This is a genomic window from Marinospirillum celere (assembly GCF_900112235.1).
In the GTDB taxonomy this organism is placed as follows: Bacteria; Pseudomonadota; Gammaproteobacteria; order Pseudomonadales; family Halomonadaceae; genus Marinospirillum; species Marinospirillum celere.
On the sequence record NZ_FOLH01000001.1, the window covers coordinates 398,126 to 415,553 of the forward strand.

General features: G+C 43.5%; 11 protein-coding genes and 1 pseudogene. All 12 read left to right on the plus strand.

Annotated features, from left to right (window positions below; translation table 11 throughout):
* Window positions 1–78: 78 nt before the first annotated feature.
* The 12 genes and pseudogenes from BM185_RS01970 to BM185_RS02025 all read left to right on the plus strand — a co-directional run bounded on the left by BM185_RS01970 (window position 79) and on the right by BM185_RS02025 (window position 17,411).
* Window positions 79–708 carry a MiaE family protein gene (locus BM185_RS01970; protein WP_091958451.1) on the plus strand — a complete coding sequence of 210 codons (630 nt, stop codon included), beginning with the start codon at window positions 79–81 and terminating at the stop codon, window positions 706–708.
* 11 nt (window positions 709–719) lie between these two features.
* Window positions 720–2,501, plus strand: coding sequence for a conjugal transfer protein TraF (gene traF, locus BM185_RS01975; RefSeq protein WP_091958454.1), 1,782 nt, complete (start codon window positions 720–722; stop codon window positions 2,499–2,501).
* Between the two features lie 116 nt (window positions 2,502–2,617).
* Window positions 2,618–3,781 (plus strand): hypothetical protein, encoded by a 1,164-nt coding sequence (locus BM185_RS01980; protein WP_091958457.1) that lies wholly within the window; start codon window positions 2,618–2,620, stop codon window positions 3,779–3,781.
* Between the two features lie 154 nt (window positions 3,782–3,935).
* Window positions 3,936–5,807, plus strand: a complete 1,872-nt coding sequence (gene traF / locus BM185_RS01985) for a conjugal transfer protein TraF (RefSeq protein ID WP_091958461.1) — start codon at window positions 3,936–3,938, stop codon at window positions 5,805–5,807.
* Between the two features lie 221 nt (window positions 5,808–6,028).
* Entirely contained in the window at window positions 6,029–7,195 is a 1,167-nt protein-coding gene (locus BM185_RS01990; RefSeq protein WP_091958464.1) for a nucleotide sugar dehydrogenase, read from the plus strand.
* Between the two features lie 43 nt (window positions 7,196–7,238).
* Complete coding sequence (locus tag BM185_RS01995; protein WP_091958467.1) at window positions 7,239–8,180, plus strand: DUF4351 domain-containing protein; 942 nt, start codon at window positions 7,239–7,241, stop codon at window positions 8,178–8,180.
* A gap of 109 nt (window positions 8,181–8,289) precedes the next feature.
* On the plus strand, window positions 8,290–9,165 hold the full coding sequence (locus BM185_RS02000; RefSeq protein ID WP_177203439.1) for a glycosyltransferase family 2 protein: 876 nt from the start codon (window positions 8,290–8,292) through the stop codon (window positions 9,163–9,165).
* 21 nt (window positions 9,166–9,186) lie between these two features.
* Window positions 9,187–10,278 (plus strand): hypothetical protein, encoded by a 1,092-nt coding sequence (locus BM185_RS02005; protein ID WP_091958474.1) that lies wholly within the window; start codon window positions 9,187–9,189, stop codon window positions 10,276–10,278.
* Window positions 10,278–11,225: a hypothetical protein gene (locus BM185_RS02010; RefSeq protein WP_091958477.1), complete on the plus strand. Its 948-nt coding sequence runs from the start codon at window positions 10,278–10,280 to the stop codon at window positions 11,223–11,225. Before BM185_RS02005 ends, BM185_RS02010 begins: the two co-directional genes overlap by 1 nt.
* Window positions 11,226–11,236: 11 nt before the next feature.
* A complete protein-coding gene (locus BM185_RS02015) occupies window positions 11,237–13,309 on the plus strand; it encodes a hypothetical protein (RefSeq protein ID WP_091958480.1) in 2,073 nt (690 codons plus the stop codon).
* A 766-nt stretch (window positions 13,310–14,075) separates the two neighbouring features.
* A pseudogene (locus tag BM185_RS14775) lies at window positions 14,076–15,605 on the plus strand (alginate lyase family protein); the annotation flags it as partial.
* Window positions 15,606–15,713: 108 nt separating this feature from the next.
* Window positions 15,714–17,411: a glycosyltransferase gene (locus tag BM185_RS02025; RefSeq protein WP_245751689.1), complete on the plus strand. Its 1,698-nt coding sequence runs from the start codon at window positions 15,714–15,716 to the stop codon at window positions 17,409–17,411.
* The last annotated feature ends 17 nt before the right edge of the window (window positions 17,412–17,428 follow it).

Below are 17,428 nucleotides of genomic sequence, written 5' to 3' on the forward strand. Positions count from 1 at the left end.
CGCTCCTACTGTAGGAGCGCACTCTGTGCGCGATAATCTGCAACCATTAAATATCGCTACAACAAGCATGATGAATCTATGACCATTCAGCCCCCTGAAACACCCGAAATCGATGCTTTTCTACTTTGCAAAACCCCACAAGCCTGGGTTGATCATGCCCTGGAAAACCTCGATATCCTGCTGATCGACCACGCCCAGTGTGAGAAAAAAGCCGCAGCCACGGCGATGAGTTTGATGCACAAACATGTAGACCGCCCGGAACTGCTGAAAAAAATGTCCCAGCTGGCGCGGGAGGAACTACTGCACTTTGAGCAGGTAGTTAACCTGCTTCAAGAAAGAGGCATTGCCTACCAGAACCTGACTCCGGCACGCTATGCTGAAGGCTTACGCCAGGCAATGCGTACCGATGAACATGGCCGTTTTATCGACCTGCTGATCATCGGTGGCATTATCGAAGCCCGCTCCTGTGAGCGTTTTGCGGCGCTCATTCCTTATCTGGATGCCAACCTAGCAAAATACTACCGCTCTCTAATCAAATCCGAAGCCAGGCATTTTGAAGACTACCTCTACCTGGCCGAACTCTACGAAGCGGAAAAACCCGGCAAACAACCCCTCAAACAACGCATCCAAAAACTCCTGGAAGTGGAAAAAGAACTGATCGAAAGCCCTGATCCGCAATTTCGTTTCCACTCGGGTGTTCCTACCTAGAGGAGGTATCCATGCGAGGTCCACTGCTGGCCGGTTTACTGCTACTGGTACCCCTAGGCCTGCAGGGAAATCAAGCACTTTATCCAGGGCTTGGCGGTCAACAGAACCCGGCCAGCCTCAACACACGGCTGGCTGAAGATCAAAAAGCGGCGCTAACCCCCTTGGCAGGCACAGGAATCTATCTGGAACTGCCAGATATGGATCAACTGGATAAAAAAATTGAAGACCTCTCCAAAGATTTGGACACCCTCAGCATCCTGGAAAGAAACAACCAGGAATTCGCCAGCCTTAGCGAAGACAACCAGCAGCGCGTAAGAAGCCTGGAAAGACACTCAAACCAATGTCGGGCTGAACAACTGGATGGCCGGAATCTGGTCAATCTAGCCGCCTGCTACCAAGGCGTTGCCGACTCCTTGAATGAAGGCCTGCTTGATGAACTGGAAAAAAGTGGCCAACTGCGCGCAGGTTACCAATTTGCAGCACCTGCCTATCCCATTCACCTGCGCTTAGCCACCTTGCCGAAAGCAACCTTTAGCCTGGGGGCAGGGTTTAAAAACCAAATCAAAGGTCAGGTGATGAGTGCGCCCGTTAGCGTCAATGCTTACCTGGAAACCCGAGAAGTCACCGGAAGCAGCCAAAACCCAACACCCGGAGCCAACCTCACTGTTGGGCTCAATCAACTGGGTGCAACCTATGCCGTACTCGACCGACTATCCGCACGCTATCAAAGTGAACCTAATGAGCTGTTTGCAGAATATGATGATCAACAGCTTTACGAACAAGAAGCCACCGACGACGAAAAATTTGTTCGCGTGGTTCAGTTTGAACTTCAAGAACAAGCAGGCTACACGGATGAACAGCTGCAAGACATTCAAGACCTGGCAGATCGAATTCGAGATGACCCTGAGTTGAGCGAGGCTTTAGAAGAAGGCAGGCTTGAACTTCTTGGTGAAGCTGACTTCAGCACCGCCACCTCCCTGGAAGCGCGCCGAGCTAGAATCACCTACTTGAATTTTAGTCTTAGCCAGGAATTCTCACATCTGTTTGATCTTAACCGTAGCCGCAACCAGCTCCATGCTGGCGTCACCCTCAACTACTACCAAGCCCGTATGCACAGAGCCTTAGTTTCAGTCATGGGGCTGGAAGACCAACGCAACCTAACCACTTCAGGCGCGACAGCAGAACGCCGGGCCAGAAACCACTTTGACGAAGGCTATCGGACAGAACAGGGTCTAGGGGTGGATTTCGGCTTGGTTTGGCAAACGCCCAGAATACGGCTGGGCGCAACCCTCTACAACCTCAACGAACCCAGCTTTAACTTTGGCAACCTGAATGACCAATTCCAAGACCCACTTCTAAGCCCCGGGGGCAACCTGCGGGATAAAGACCAACAAGCCCTGGAAGAACTCTTGGAAGAAGGCCGCATTAACCTGAACAAAAAGGCAACCCTAACCCGTCACCTGGTTGTTGATAGTGGTTACCGCAACCCAACAGGACGCTGGGGTTTGGAAGCCTACTTTACGCTGGGAAAAGCAACCAACCTCGTTGGTGATCAATATCAAAATTTAGGCGTTCAACACTACCTGAACTTTGACAACCCCTACCTACAGCAAACTCGCTGGGGATTTAGCCAAAACCTTGCTGGCACCCAAGTAACCGCCCTAGAACTAGGAGCCAGCTTCACCAACTGGCTGCACCTCAATGTAGCCTTTACACCCCAAACCAGCGACTTCCTGGGAAGCAGCTACCCGCAATACCTTAGTGCAAACCTCAGTGTCCAGAAAAAGCTGTAAAACCAAGGTTAATTTCAAAGTGTTACATTTCAGTTACATTATGAAGTCAAACTTTTCTGGTTAAGCTCGTAGAATGCCCGCTGATTTATAGGTGCATCAAGGACAAGGAGAAAAAGATGCTAAAAGTACTGGCGGTCTTGCTATTGACTGGCATTTTAACGGGTTGTTTTGATGACTCTTCTGGTTCAGACCCAGAAACAAACCCGGCGGAGCCACCATCAACTGAAGCGCCCCTCCCTGAAGAAACTACTGAGGAAGAGCAGGAAGCAACTCCGCCTGAAGATAATGCTGAGGAAAATGAGCAGCAACAAGAAGAAACCCCTGCTGAAAAAGAAGAAAACCTTCCTGAAGATGACACTAGTCACTCCCCAGAAGCACCTGACTTTCAACAGCTTGATCTAGCAAGTTTAGAGCAAATGAACCTGGGTTCACCGCGTCCACTGCTAGAATTTTCAGATCAAAACTACACCCAAGTCATTCGTAAAAAGGTTTTCTATGAGCACCTTTTCATAACTGGCTATGGCGAGATAGATCGAATCAGAGCAGAGCTCCAAGAACTGGAAAAAGACCAGGGTGTTTTTCAGTGTAACCAAAGCGGCTATGTCCACTTCAAAGTCCCCACAGCCGATAGAAATAGCTGGGAAATGGTTTTTGATGACTGTGCCCATAAAATGCTTGAAGGCATTAACTGGGAGTGGATTGTTACTCTTGACGGAAGCTTCTATTCAAAAAACACAACTCTGGCAGAGGGTTCATCAAATGAAGCACTGATCAATCTTAGCCTTGCCTACGAGCCAGACTATGTCAGTCAGCTACCTGAAGGACTGCTACCTGAAGAGTACACCATCATGTACAGCGGAAGCCAAACCTGTAGTGAAAAGGAAGAAGACCACTACATGACACCTTGTGACTCTGAAAACAGCTATCAAATTGTTCTTGCGAATCAGGAAAAAATTCGTTTCTTGGAAATGAGTAGCAGCAGCACTGGGAATCAGGGTGAAAGTAACTTCTATGTTGATGCCGACGCTTTAGCAGGTGCTTTTAAAGTGAACTACTCATGGCGTGAATATGATACTGATCCAGAAAGCTGGCAGTTTTCAAGGGTTCACGAAGAAACTCACACCTTCACTGGATCAAAAGGGCAAGCTGAAAAACTGCTGCTCATGCAAACAACCGCTACTGAAGATAACACTTATGAAATTCAGGCAATGAACTGCACCGAACCTGCAGAGCCTGGCGTTACCTACCAGCAAATCGTTCAAATGGACTTTTGTAACTAGAAGCAACACCCATATGGGTGATGACTTCAGCAGGCTGCAAGTTCAACCTTGGGTGTAGTTAAGAGAACTGTGATCCACCGCACAGATATGCTATAAAGATTACTATAAAGTAGATTAAAAAAATGTATCAGCGCGGCCATCATGAGGTAACACTATGAAACTCTCTCGCATCGCTTTAGGTATGGCTATTGCGGCCTTGCCACTCGCCGGGGCACAAGCTAATCAGTCCCTTAATTCAGCAGGAACCAGTGCAACCCTGGGCGGAGTTTCTAACCCGGGTAGTATCCATTCCAGCAGCCACAACCCGGCCAGCAGCAACATCATGGTTCGTGAGGGTGAGCGGTTTCGTTTTGGTTACTTGAGTAACATCGGTGGCTACCTAGAGCTAGGCGAAGTGGATGATATCGATGATGAAGTTGAAGGCTTGATTGATGATATTGAAGCGCTTGATGCTTTGGAAGAAGCGGGGAATGACTATAACAACCTTAGTGAAGATGATCGTGAGCTAGTAGATGCCTTAGCTCGACATAACCAGAACAAACCAGCTGATGAACAGTGTTCGCCATCATCCTTGGATGGCACCAACGCAGATATGCTAGCTAATTGTTATCAGGGCGTTGCAGATAACCTAAATGATGGCCTTCTTGAAGATTTGGAAAAAGGCGGTCAGCTACGTTTTGGTGGTAGTGTTTCTGTTCCTTTGATGCCCTTCCTATTTAAAGGTGGCCGTGACTGGACCTTCGGTGTCAATGTTGCTGCTCATGCTCAATTTCGTGGGCAAATGATCGCCAGCCCCTTTGGTGTGGCAACCACTTTCCGCACTGTTCAAAACTCAACCTCAGGTAGCGGGGTTTTTGCTTCAGGTGCCTCAGCCTCTAGCGATGGCTTCCAATCACTTTCAGCAGACTTAAATATCAGCTCTGATAAAATTGGTAAAACCTTCGTTGTTCTCGATAGCTTGATTGATGAGTATGATCAAGCAGATGATAAGGATGCATTTTTACAGCAATATGAAAGCTATGATGCAAATGCAACTGAGGATGAAAACTACCTGAATGCTGTCATCGAGGTCCTGAAAAAAGATGCTGGCTACACTGATGAAGAGTTGGAAAGCCTAACCACCTTGGCGCAAGATGAAACCTTCCGCCAGCAAATGCAAGATGGAAGTGCCAAACTCGAAGTGGATGCCGACTTCACAACTGATACCGCCATGGAAGCTAAGGCCGCAGGTGTAACCCATCTGGCTCTTAACTATGCCCACAACCTGACCAGTGCGCTTAACCTGGACCCAACTCACGGTACTTTAGAAGGTGGTGTGCGTCTTAACTACTACCAGGCGCGCATGCATCGTGGCTTCTTATCGCTAAGAGGTGCAGCAGAAGATGACTACTACACAGCTAGCGGTGATGATGCTGCCGACCGGTCAGGTGACTTTTTTGTAGATGATTACACCCAAGAAAGTGCGCTGGGGCTAGATGTGGGCCTGCTTTGGCATGCGCGCAACTACCAGGTGGGTGCAACCATGTACAATGTCAATGAACCAGAATTTCAATACCCCAACCTTGCTGATATGTTTGCTGATCCTATTTTTGATGATCAGGGAAATGTCAAAGACAGAGATAGAACAGCAGCTGAAAACCTGGCAGCAGCAGGCCGCCTGGTTCTTGATGAAAGCGTCACCCTAACCCGTCATACGGTTTTGGAAGCAGCCTACTTCAATGACAATCGTACCTGGTCCTTGCATGGCTACTATACCCTGGGCACAGCCACCAATTTTGTCGGTGATGAGTTCCAAGATGTGGGTATCTCAGCAGGCTACTTCACCCAAAGCTGGTTGATCCCTGGCGTACGTGCAGGCTACAACAAAAACCTGACGGGTACTGAACTAACAACCGTTAGTGCAGGTGGAACCTTCTTCGGTATCTTCAACCTGGATATGGCAATGAGTCTGGATACCTCCACAGTTGACGGCACTGAATTCCCTCGTTATTTTGCAATCAACCTAGGCTTTGAAGAGAAGTTCTAATTAAAGTATTAATTATTATATAGCGGTAAGGGAAAGAGGCTTGAGGGGCGCAATTGCGTCCCTTTTTTAATTGGTTGTGATTGTAAACAATGTTACAATCACATGGTTTTTTAATGGATATAGACATCTCTCTGCACGCAAGGACTGGTTCTGAGGCAAGCCACTAACCTCGGGGCGGTAGCGTGCCTAAATGATTATTTAAATTTTATGATAGGAATGATATGAAAATTGCTGTAGCGGGTACAGGTTACGTCGGCCTTTCTAATGCAGTTCTGCTAGCTCAAAACCACCAGGTTGTCGCTCTTGATATCCTTAAAGAAAAAGTCGAGCTGCTCAATCTTCGTCGTTCACCAATCGAAGATACTGAAATACAAGATTTTTTGAAAACAAAGCAGCTCAACTTCAAGGCAACACTTAACAAAGAAGAAGCCTACCTTGATGCTGAATTTGTCATCATTGCCACCCCCACAGACTATGACCCTGAAACCAATTACTTCAATACAAAGAGTGTAGAAGCGGTTATTAAGGATGTTCTGGAAATTAATCCAGATGCCACCATGGTTATCAAATCAACCATTCCTGTTGGCTACACTGAAAAACTTAAAGAAAAATTTAAAACAAATAATATTATCTTTTCTCCAGAATTTCTCCGTGAAGGTAAAGCGCTTTATGACAATCTTTACCCTTCACGAATTATTGTTGGTGAGCGATCAACAAGAGCAGAAACCTTTGCAGGGATTTTAAAAGAAGGCGCAATTAAAAAAGACATTTCAGTTCTTTTTACAGACTCCACTGAAGCAGAAGCTATTAAACTTTTTGCAAACACCTATCTTGCCATGCGCGTTGCCTACTTTAATGAGCTGGATTCCTATGCACAAACCCACAACCTTAATGCCCAGCAAATTATAGAGGGCATCGGTTTAGATCCACGTATCGGTGACCACTACAACAACCCCAGCTTTGGTTATGGTGGCTACTGCTTACCAAAAGACACCAAGCAACTGCTGGCAAACTTTGATCAGGTTCCCAACAACCTCATCAAAGCCATTGTTGATTCTAATGCAACTCGAAAAGAATTCGTTGCTAACTCAGTACTTGAACGCCAGCCAAAAACAGTAGGCGTCTATCGTTTAATCATGAAATCAGGCTCTGACAACTTTAGAGCTTCAGCCATTCAAGATGTCATGAAACAAATTAAAGCCAAAGGCGTTGAAGTTGTTGTCTACGAACCCGTCTGGAATGAAGACCAGTTTGATGAATTCCGCGTCATTAAAGGCTTAGAAGAATTCAAACAAATTAGTGACGTCATCCTCGCCAACCGCCGTTCAGATGAACTTCAAGATGTAGAAGAAAAAACCTACACACGCGACCTATTTGGTAGCGATTAAAAATATAGGTGAATAGGTTGTAAAAGCTTTACAAGGAAGTTTTATGAGCAAAAACACCAGTCATGACCAAAATTTCAAAAACCTGATTCTGGACTACCCACACCAGGCGCTTGAATTTTTTGCCAGCGACGAAGCAACGGATATTACGTCTGATGTACGCATCACCCCAATCCGCCAGGAACAACTCAAAGAACGCCTCGGTGATCGTTTTCATGAACTGGATGTTCCACTACTGGCAGAATGGCCTGATGGCCGCAAGGAAGCCCTGCTCTTTGTACTGGAAGAAGAAACTGACCCAAGACGTTTCTCAATCCACCGGCTGGCTCACTACACTTTGCACCTGAGTGAGCTTTTCGAAACCCAAAGGGTAGTCCCTGTGGTGATTTTCCTTCACAGTCACGAACAACTACCCAGCAGTTTGAATATCCAAGGAGAGCGCCATAGCTACCTGGAGTTCAACTACCTGCAAACTCAACTGGATCGCTTGCCAGCCAGCCAATTCCTGGAAAGCAACAACTTAGTCGCTCGGCTCAACCTGCCGAACATGCAATGGAGCCAGGCAGAAAAAGTCGACATCTACGCCAAAGCCATCCAGGGATTGCTAACACTGGAACAAGACCCGGAAAAGCAACTAAAATACGTAGAATTTGTCGATATCTATACTGACTTCAGTGAAGAAGAAATGAAGCAATACCAGCAGCGCTATGCTCAGGAGGACAAAAACATGGCCGGATTTGCAGAAAGATTTCGTAACGAAGGCATGCAACAGGGCATGCAGCAAGGTATGCAGCAAGGTATGCAGCAAGGTATGCAGCAAGGCCGTCAGGAGGGTGAAGCACAGGCACTTAGAAAACTGGTTCAACTCAAATTCGGCCAACTCCCCACCTGGGCCGAAGAACAAATCAACACCGCCAGCCTGGAACAACTAGAAACCTGGATCGAACGCATCCTCACCGCAGACGATCTGGAAACCCTGCTTAAATAAACCTATTTTGTAGGAGTGCACTGTAGGAGCTTTCTCCGAAAGCGATAAATGCGTGGGAGCTCTCTCCGAGAGCGATCAATGCGATAAAAGCAATAAAAGCGATAACCCTGTGACAAACAAGCACCCTTTTTTCAGCATCATCATCCCAGTTTACAAGCAATGGGCTAGGGTGCCTGAGTTACTAAAAGCACTAAAAGCACAAACACTGGCTGCGAGTGACTTTGAAATCCTCTTGATCAACAATGCATCACCGGATTTTCCTGAAAACCTGCAACTACCGACTAATGCCCAAGTCAGCCACTGTCAAAAAGCGGGTTCTTACGCAGCACGCAACCAGGGCATTCAACTTGCGCGGGGAGAATGGTTGGTATTTACTGATGCCGACTGTCTGCCGAAGCTGGATTGGTTAGCCAATCTCAGGCAAGCTATCCAGACTGCACCTAACCAACAACAAATATTTGCAGGTGCTATTCAAATGCAGGCATCCGATCAACCCAACTGGTTGGAAACCTATGACCTGCTGCGCGGCATTCCACAAGAGAATTACGTTAAAAAAGGCTATGCGGCAACGGCTAACCTAACCTTTTCCAAAGCAGCTAGTGAACAACAACTTTTTAACGATCAACGTTTTTCAGGTGGTGATGCAGAGCTTTGCAGGCAATTGGTTGCCCAGGGCTATCAGCTCAGTTACTTGCCTCAGGCTTGTGTGCACCACCCAGCCCGCAAAACCTGGCAAGAAGTCGTTACCAAAGTCAGACGCATCAAAGGCGGACAATTGACTGCCGGCACCAGGCAACAACGAGTTAAATGGGCCATTAAAACCCTAATCCCGCCAGTTAAAGCTTATTGGCGCTACCTAAGCAACCAACACTTTACCTGGCAACAACGCCTCAGGGCGATCTGTATAGAAAGCCTGCTCTGGATCTTTGCTATCCAGGAAATGCTTAACCTTTTAATCTTCAAAAAAACACCAGAACGCAGCTAAGCGACAATCAAGGAATTAAAGATGAATCAGTCCAGTCAACTTGCCACCTTCTACCTGGCAAAAACTACCTTAGGAACCTCTTGGCCTTTATTTGAAGAACTCATGGTACAAGCCGGATTTAACCCCGTTGACTATACCTTGGCAGACTACCTAAAACCTACGGCCCAAGGCCTGAAAAATCAGGTCAACAGCCCAGGAATCAGCCACCTCAATCAAAATAACTTTGAACACCTCCAAGGCTGGCTGGATGACTTCACTGATACCCATTTCTTTCTGGTATACACGCGCCCTGAAGTCTACCTACAGCAAGCCCTAAGTGAAGGCCAGCAGGCAACCCAAGCCTTACAAAGCTGGTCTCAAGAAGTACAAGAACTTCTCAACATACAGCGCAGTAATCGCTCACGTACCAGCTTGATACAACTTGAACAAGCGCTCCAGGCTCCTGATGAATTGATGCAAAAGCTCAGTGAAAAGCTCGGCTGGACCTTCCCTGAGAAAAACTGGAATACCCAACCTCTGCAACTGACAGAAAACCAGGAATTACTGCTATCCAGCCAAATCGTCATGCAAGATACTGGCTTACAACAACTGCTCGCAGAACTGGAAGCCAGTAGCCTTAACCAAGCATCACTGCTGCGTCCACTCAAGCTAGACACTGAGCAGCTTCAGCAAAAAATTAAAGAAGGCAGTCAGCAACAACTAGAAAAGCTTAACGCCACACAAGAAGAACTAAAAAAACAGCTGAACAACTATCAGGATCTGAAATCCAAAAGCGAGACTGATTTAAAAAATCTTCAAGAAAACCTACAAAATCAGCAAAAAAAGCTGAAAGAAGTTGAAGAAGAAAATGAGCTACTTATTGAGCAGCTACATTTCACCCAGGAAGAGCTGGAAAAACAGCTGCTTAAGGGAAACAAAGATCATGAGGCTCAGCTTACCCAGCTGAAAAAAGAACTCAAGGAAGTCAAACAGAGTAAAACGCGTCTGCTTGAAAAATATCGTGCTGTCTTCCAAAGCACTTCTTGGAAAATTACCAAACCCCTGCGTGCTCTTAGCCGCCTGTTAAAGGGTAAACCTCTGCGCGCCAAGCCAGCGCAGGGAGGTAACCGCTAATGCCGACATTGATTTATGCGGCTGCCGGGCAATTAGAAACCCTCAAAGCCGAATTGAAAAAGCCCTATACCCGCATTCTGGCCTTTGTACCTCACCCCCAGCTTCAAGAAGAGCTCCAGCATCTAGCCAAAGAGCACAAGCATCTACAGCTGCGTACCCAAGCTCTTGCTCCTGAATCCGGGCAGGCAAGCCTACACCTAATGAACCTGCCTGCTGCCAGCAGTTTAGAAAAACCAACGGGAATCAAACGCCTCTACCCGAACCTGTCTCAACAAAAAGAAGTACCCGTAGATACCCTAAGCATTGAACAGGTCGTAACAGAAGCGCGATTAGATCAAGAAAAAGACAATACCCTGATCCTGGAAACCAATGGACAAGAAGAAGCCATCCTCCAGGCCCTGGTCAATAGTCAACAGCTACAACATTTTAAAAATATCCAGGTAAGAGTGGGCCAAGAGCCTCTGTTTGAAAAGGCGGCAACAGCTGATGGATTGAATAAATTCCTGAACAAGCGGGCCTACCAGCAACAGTCGCAAAAACAGCGTGATCCTGAGCATCCGCTACTGAATTTTAAGCTAAATTATCAGCTTCTAAGTGATCAAAAAGTAAAAAAAATCAAAACTGAAAATGAAGCTCTCAAGGAAGAACTCAGCAAAGCAAAACAAGAAAGAGACCTTGCTCAAAAAGAAAGAGATCAACTGCAGCAGCAACAAGAAAAACTCCAAAAAGAATTCGAGCTAGCTTGTCAGGAAAAAGATAGCCAACTCAGCAAGAAAGAGAAAAAATCAAAACAGCAGCAAGAGCAACTGGCAGAACTGCAAATACGCAGTCAGCGTCTTGAAAACGAAAACTACCAACTGAATAAAACGCAAGAACAACTGACACAGGAATTTTACAAAGCGCAGGGACAGCTCGAATTGCTTCAGCAACTCATTAAAATACCCTGAGGTAAAAGGCCATGCAGGTCCAGAAGAAGAACAGCAACAGCCCAGCCATTACACAATGGCAGCTCGGTGAATGGATCGCACTGGCTAACAACCCCAAGGATGAGCTTCTCGCAATAGCTGCCCAACTAGAAACAGGGCAACTCAATGCAGCTGAATCCCAGGTATTTCAGCAGGCAGATAAAGCAACAAAAATTCAAATGTTGGTCTCAGCCCTTCACAACACACTGGGCCGTTCAGCACTCCTGTTAAATAAGCAAGAAGAAGCCCATAGCCACTTTACCCAAGCGCTAGAGCAAGGCCCTTATCCAGGTGACCCTCAACTATTGGCCCCCTTACGAATGGCGCACCAAGCCAGCCAATTAGGAATCGGGCTAAACAACCTGACTGGCCTGCAATTGCACCTGACGCAAGCCAGTCAAACCAGTGAGCAGCAAACACCACTAACCAAACAGCTTTACGGTTTTCTTGATCAACTACTTATCAAGCTGGCTGAAGAAGGCAAAACCCTGCAGCTGGATGGAATGCCCGTTTTCAATGGTAAAGACCCCTTTATGGCCGGTAAAACGGTAATGGCCTTGGCCTATTGGGTGACTGAATATACAGCGGGTGATCCAATAACGGGCAAACGAATTCACCTGGCCCGTAAAATTATCAAGCTGCTTGAAAACCAACCTGCCACCAGTTGGGGGGCTTTTTTCTATCTAAAAGGCCTTAAACAGCTTCATAAGTCGGGTTTGCTGGATGCCTGCTTTAGTGTTAACCATCTGATTCAACTAAAAGATCAATTACACTGGAATACCTTTGTTGATCCCAAAACCTATCAGCTCAAAAGCAAACCTACCAACTTTTATCAAGTAGCCTATGCCATCGCCCAGCTTAGGTTTCAAATCGGTTGGGAAGGGGCTGAACCCAGCTACAGTCTGCTAGAAGCCCTGCAAAATCACTATGAAGACGTATCCGGTGAGTTTGGCTTTGCTGATGAAACGAAGGGTAAAGGGCGTTATGACCGCTACTCCTTCTTGCTGGTTGCTGAAATTGCCCAGCGAATGCGCGAAGCGGGCATGCCACTGCCTAACACCCTGAAGAAAAATCTTAGAAGCTCCGCAGACTATGTGTTGATCAATCTCAATGAACAGGGTGATGGTTTTCAATATGGTCGCAGCATTGGTGCCTATGGGGATACAGCCTTCCTGGAAATTCTGACAGCTGCAGCCTGGTATGGCCTGCTCAGTCCAGAAGAAATGCATGCAGCCCACTATTTCAGTTGTTTATGTACACAAAAATTCATTGATTACTGGTGGGATGAACAGCGCGGTACGGTCAATCTTTGGGAAGATGGCCGCGTAACCGATGGCTACCGAGGTAAGCACCGTATCCTAGGAGAAAACTTTAGCCTGATATACCAACACCTCTATACCCAGAACATCTGGCAAGAACTAGGCTACTCAGAAGCCAAGCTTAGCAAAAAAGAGTACCAAAGCTGGTTGAAGCAGCTACCCAAGGCCACTTTGACTTGGTTTCATAAAGGCAAGGAAGGGGATAGCCAGCAAGCACTCTTCACCTACAGAGATAAAGACCGAATTTTTAATCTTCCCCTGGTTAATGGTGAGGAATACGTTAGACACAGCACCTACCTACCCATTCCTTACACTCGTGAAGTGATTCAAGGTCAGCCTGATACGGAAGTACCTTTGTTGCTACCCGTCATACAGGAGCCAACAGGTGAGGGATTATGGCCTGTTGGTCGTTTTACAGAAATTAGCCTGCAACAAGAAGCAGAAGGCTACACCTTGACCTGGCAGCAAGAGCTAAGTGATAACCTGCTACTGCTGACCCGCTACCAGTTTAGCCAGGGAAAAATAGAACGAGAAGATACGCTAAAAGGTGAAGGTAGCACTCTGCATGCAGTGTGCATGCAATGGCCTGATACTTTAAAGATAGATGCAGACGAAAAGCTACATAAAGAAATGAAACTAAGCTTCAAGGGCTATCAAATAGCAGCCAATGGAATAGAAGCTTGTTATCAAACCGATAAAAACACATCACTTAATGAACTAAAGCTAGGCTGGAGCCTAGCTTACTGAGCCAAGTAAGAATGGAGAAGTCATGAGCAAGACCGCGTTTGCTAAAGGAAACCAGTTATTCAGAGAAAATAAACTGGAAGAGGCTATTGAAGAATATAAAAAATCACTAAATAAAAAAGAGACTTATTTTGCATATGAAAATTTAGGTATGGCACTTGAGCTTTTGAACAAATCAAAAGAAGCCGGTAGTGCCTATCAAGAAAGCTTGAAAATAAACGGAGGTGCAAAGCGCGCAATAAAGTTTCTAGAAAAAAATAAAATAAAACCTCAAGTAAAATTTGAAAATGATTTGGAATCAAAAAATATCCACCCTGTTGAGTTAATAAAAAAATATAGTTCTTATATAGATTGTGAGGCACTTAAAAATAAATATTATTCTAAAGGACTTGATAAAGTCGATGATACTTTTTGTTTAGTACGTATAATCGGAAATGATTTGTATCCGAGGCATAAGAAAGGGCAATCAAGAAAAAATATAAAATTCATACTAGAAAACGAGCCAGAATATTCTGGGCTCGAAAAAATGTGGATTGTTAATAGAATTTTTGATAAGAAGGAAAGAAATGAAATAATAAAGGTGCTAAAAAAGTATAAGCAGGATTTTATAGAAATAAAATTTGATGAAAGTGAGTATAAAAAGATACCGTTTGATACTGATAGTTTGCCGACACCTTGGTTTTTGAATACTGAAAAATATCAGAACCTTAGTGATGCTGAAAAAAATCGTGTACTAACATCTTTATATAGATATAAAAATAACTATGTTATGAATAACAATGGCGCAAGAAATGTTGCGCTAATAGAGGCTAAGAAGCGCGCAAAATGGGCCCTGCCATGGGATGGTAATTGCTATCTAACACCTGATGCATGGCAAGCAATTCAAAGAGATGTAACTACAACACCCTGGTACAGCCATTTTGTAGTGCCTATGGCTCGTGTTCTTTCTAATAATGATCTGATTAATAATGAGAATCCACCAGACCCAGTAGAAGAACCACAACTTATTTTCAGAAAAGACACACTTGAGTTGTTTAATGAAGAGTTTTGCTACGGCCGAAGACCGAAAGTGGAGCTTTTTTGGGCATTAGGAATTCCTGGTAAGTGGGACCGCTGGAAAGATGAACCCTGGGATCAAGTACGTCGAAATGCACTTAATGAAGCTAAGCAGTTTGCTGTTGCTGGCTGGGTTGCCCGTTTGTACTCTGGCATGGGCAGTTTAGAAAAAGATACTAGAGAAAGTTTTTTGAATCGTGGGCAAATACGTCAAGAAGCAATTGTTGCAACACTGCGTGAAATTGATAAGCAGATAGGTGGATGTACAGCTAACAAAAAAGCTTTGCAATTCTACAAACTTGAAAATATAGCAAATATAAGAAAAATATATATTTCAGGTTGTGATTCGAAAATAAAAAAATATGTAGATGTAATAATAAAAAATGCTGAGGATGCTTTAACAAGGTCTCCCTATTCTGTGATTGATAAAACTACGTTCCCACCAAGTGGAGATAAACAAGATTATTGGCACCCAGCACCCTATTGGTGGCCTGATCCAAGCAAAAAAAATGGCCTACCATATATCCGAAAAGATGGTGAACGTGTACCCGGAACTAGAATGTATGATCAAGATAGTGAGAAGTATGATCGTACACGAGTTCAGAGAGTTTTTGATGACTCAACCTCTCTTATGCTAGCTTGGTACATGACTTGAAAAGAGAAGTATGCACAGCATGCAGCAAATATCTTCACTCGATTTTTTATTGACAAAAAAACACGCATGAAACCAAACTTAAATTATGCTCAGGTCAGGCTGGGTATCGATAATAATTTGGGAGGAAATGCTGGATTAATAGAATTAAAAGATTTTTATTATTTTCTTGATGCTATAAGATTGTTGAAGAAAACTAATTTAGTTGATAATGAAAAATTTGATGAATTTGAAAATTGGTTGAGCGAATATCAAAAATGGTTAATAGAATCGCCACAAGGTAAAAAAGAGTGTATACAACATAATAATCACGGGACCTATTATGATTTGCAGCTAGCAGCAATATCTTGCTACTTGGGGAATGTTGAGTTTCTTTATGAGACTTTTGCTCGTGCCCAAGGACGAATAGCTGAACAAATAAATAGTAATGGTGAACAGCCAAATGAATTAAAAAGAAAAACTTCACAGCACTATTGCTATTTTAATATTCAAGGCTTTGTTAACTTGGCTACTATTGCAAGAAACTGGGGAGTTGACCTGTACAACTATAAAACAAATGACGGGATTTCTTTAAAAAAAGCCGTTAGTTGGCTTATAGAAAGTCACAAGAAAACCTGGAAACATAAGCAAATTGATAGGTTTGATCAGGATAGAGTGTTTCCTATATATGAAGCGCATAAAATTCTTGATAATTCTGATATGGTTAACTCTGCTTCTTTTAATACATTAACGAAAATTAATTTCTTTCCACACGATGGCGTTCAGCCATACTCTTTTCTAACTAATTCTGACTTTAGAAACACTAAATATAAAGTTAGTGTTGTTATACCTGGATATAAGAATAGCTCTTCAGTTTTGCGCCTCTTAGAAAGCTTGAATAGACAGCATTTTGCTAGCTTTGAAGTAATAGTTGTTTCTGATGGTTGTGAAGAAATAATTGATTCTACAAAGAATTATATCGCTCAATATCCATTGAGTATTTATAATACAGGCTACAAACAGGGTTTTGGTGTGATGTTAGCCAGAAACTTAGGCGCACAGAAGTCACAAGGTAAACTTCTTGTTTTTATTGATCCAGATGTTATTTTGCCTGAAAATTTTATTTATAATATTTGGAAAAATTACTCTGATGACACATTAATTATACCAAAAGTACATTTTGTCGATGAGTTTGATCATGATAAAATAATATTAGAAGAAGATAGAAAAGGTTTTAGAAACCCTAATTCACCAATTCTAGGGTTTGCTACCCAGTGTTGTGCAATTTCTAAATTATCTTTTATTAATCTAGGTGGTTTTGATGAAGCTCTTTTAGGACAGGGTGGCTCAGACTCAGATTTTGGGCTCCGACATGCATCTATTTATAATAATGCCAAGTTTTTGAACAGTATTATTTGTTTCCATATTGGCTTGTCTTCTGGGAAAAAATACCGTGTGGGAGAGGAAAGCAAATGGGATCGTACAGTATATAATTCAAGAAAGAAAAGTGATTTTTATAAATTTCCAGAAAATGCTGTTGTAAATGATGGTGTCAACTATTTTTATTTAAACAAATGGAATGAATTTAAAAATCTTAAGAGCAATATAGTAGATGTTGATTTTATTCTTGCAACGGTTATAAGTGATAATGAAAATTATGGCTATTTAAATTATTTAAAGCCATCAGCAGAATATTACAATATACCATTAAAGACACTGTATGCAGATGAGCAAGCTATATCTCGTAAAACTGGTTCACTGAGCGAGAAAGACCGTCTTTTAAATATGGTTCTTGACAATGTCAGTGATAACTCAATTGTTATGTTTGTTGATGGTTATGATACTGTTTTATTAGCTGGAAAAGACGAGATTATTAATAATTTTAATTCTTATAATTCACCGCTTGTGGTGTCAGCGGAAATCAACTGTCATCCTGACTCATCATTAGCATCTGAGTTTCCAGAAAGTCAATATGATGCAAGATTCCTAAATACTGGTGGCTTTATAGGATATGCCTGGGCCATTAAAAAAATGATTAAGAAAGCGCAGCAAATTGAAGTTCCAGATGATCCTAAACTAAAACTAAGTAATCAATACCGCTGGATTAGAGTTTATCTTGATAAAAAAGATAAAATAAGTTTGGATTTATCTAGTAAACTATTTTTATCGGCTTCTACAAAAAAAGAGGCAAGACAATACGATAAATATTCTGAAAAAAGAATTAAGAAACTTTACTTGAATCCTGATTTTGCAAAAGAGGAAATGAGTAGAATATTTAACTTAATGGAAATTAAAGGAAAAAGAGTAAAGGCAAAAAACTCAGGTAGTATGCCCTGCGTTTTGCATTGGAATGGACCTGCCTCAGTATTTATGCAAACACAATCGAAAAGTTTTTCATTTCTGAGACCATGGGAATAAATTTATTGATATCAGAG

Bases quoted from the DNA above. Each gene is read 5' to 3' on its own strand.
- BM185_RS01970 (WP_091958451.1), top strand. From the start codon at position 79: ATGACCATTCAGCCCCCTGAAACACCCGAAATCGATGCTTTTCTACTT.
- traF (WP_091958454.1), top strand. From the start codon at position 720: ATGCGAGGTCCACTGCTGGCCGGTTTACTGCTACTGGTACCCCTAGGC.
- BM185_RS01980 (WP_091958457.1), top strand. From the start codon at position 2,618: ATGCTAAAAGTACTGGCGGTCTTGCTATTGACTGGCATTTTAACGGGT.
- traF (WP_091958461.1), top strand. From the start codon at position 3,936: ATGAAACTCTCTCGCATCGCTTTAGGTATGGCTATTGCGGCCTTGCCA.
- BM185_RS01990 (WP_091958464.1), top strand. From the start codon at position 6,029: ATGAAAATTGCTGTAGCGGGTACAGGTTACGTCGGCCTTTCTAATGCA.
- BM185_RS01995 (WP_091958467.1), top strand. From the start codon at position 7,239: ATGAGCAAAAACACCAGTCATGACCAAAATTTCAAAAACCTGATTCTG.
- BM185_RS02005 (WP_091958474.1), top strand. From the start codon at position 9,187: ATGAATCAGTCCAGTCAACTTGCCACCTTCTACCTGGCAAAAACTACC.
- BM185_RS02010 (WP_091958477.1), top strand. From the start codon at position 10,278: ATGCCGACATTGATTTATGCGGCTGCCGGGCAATTAGAAACCCTCAAA.
- BM185_RS02015 (WP_091958480.1), top strand. From the start codon at position 11,237: ATGCAGGTCCAGAAGAAGAACAGCAACAGCCCAGCCATTACACAATGG.
- BM185_RS02025 (WP_245751689.1), top strand. From the start codon at position 15,714: ATGGTTAACTCTGCTTCTTTTAATACATTAACGAAAATTAATTTCTTT.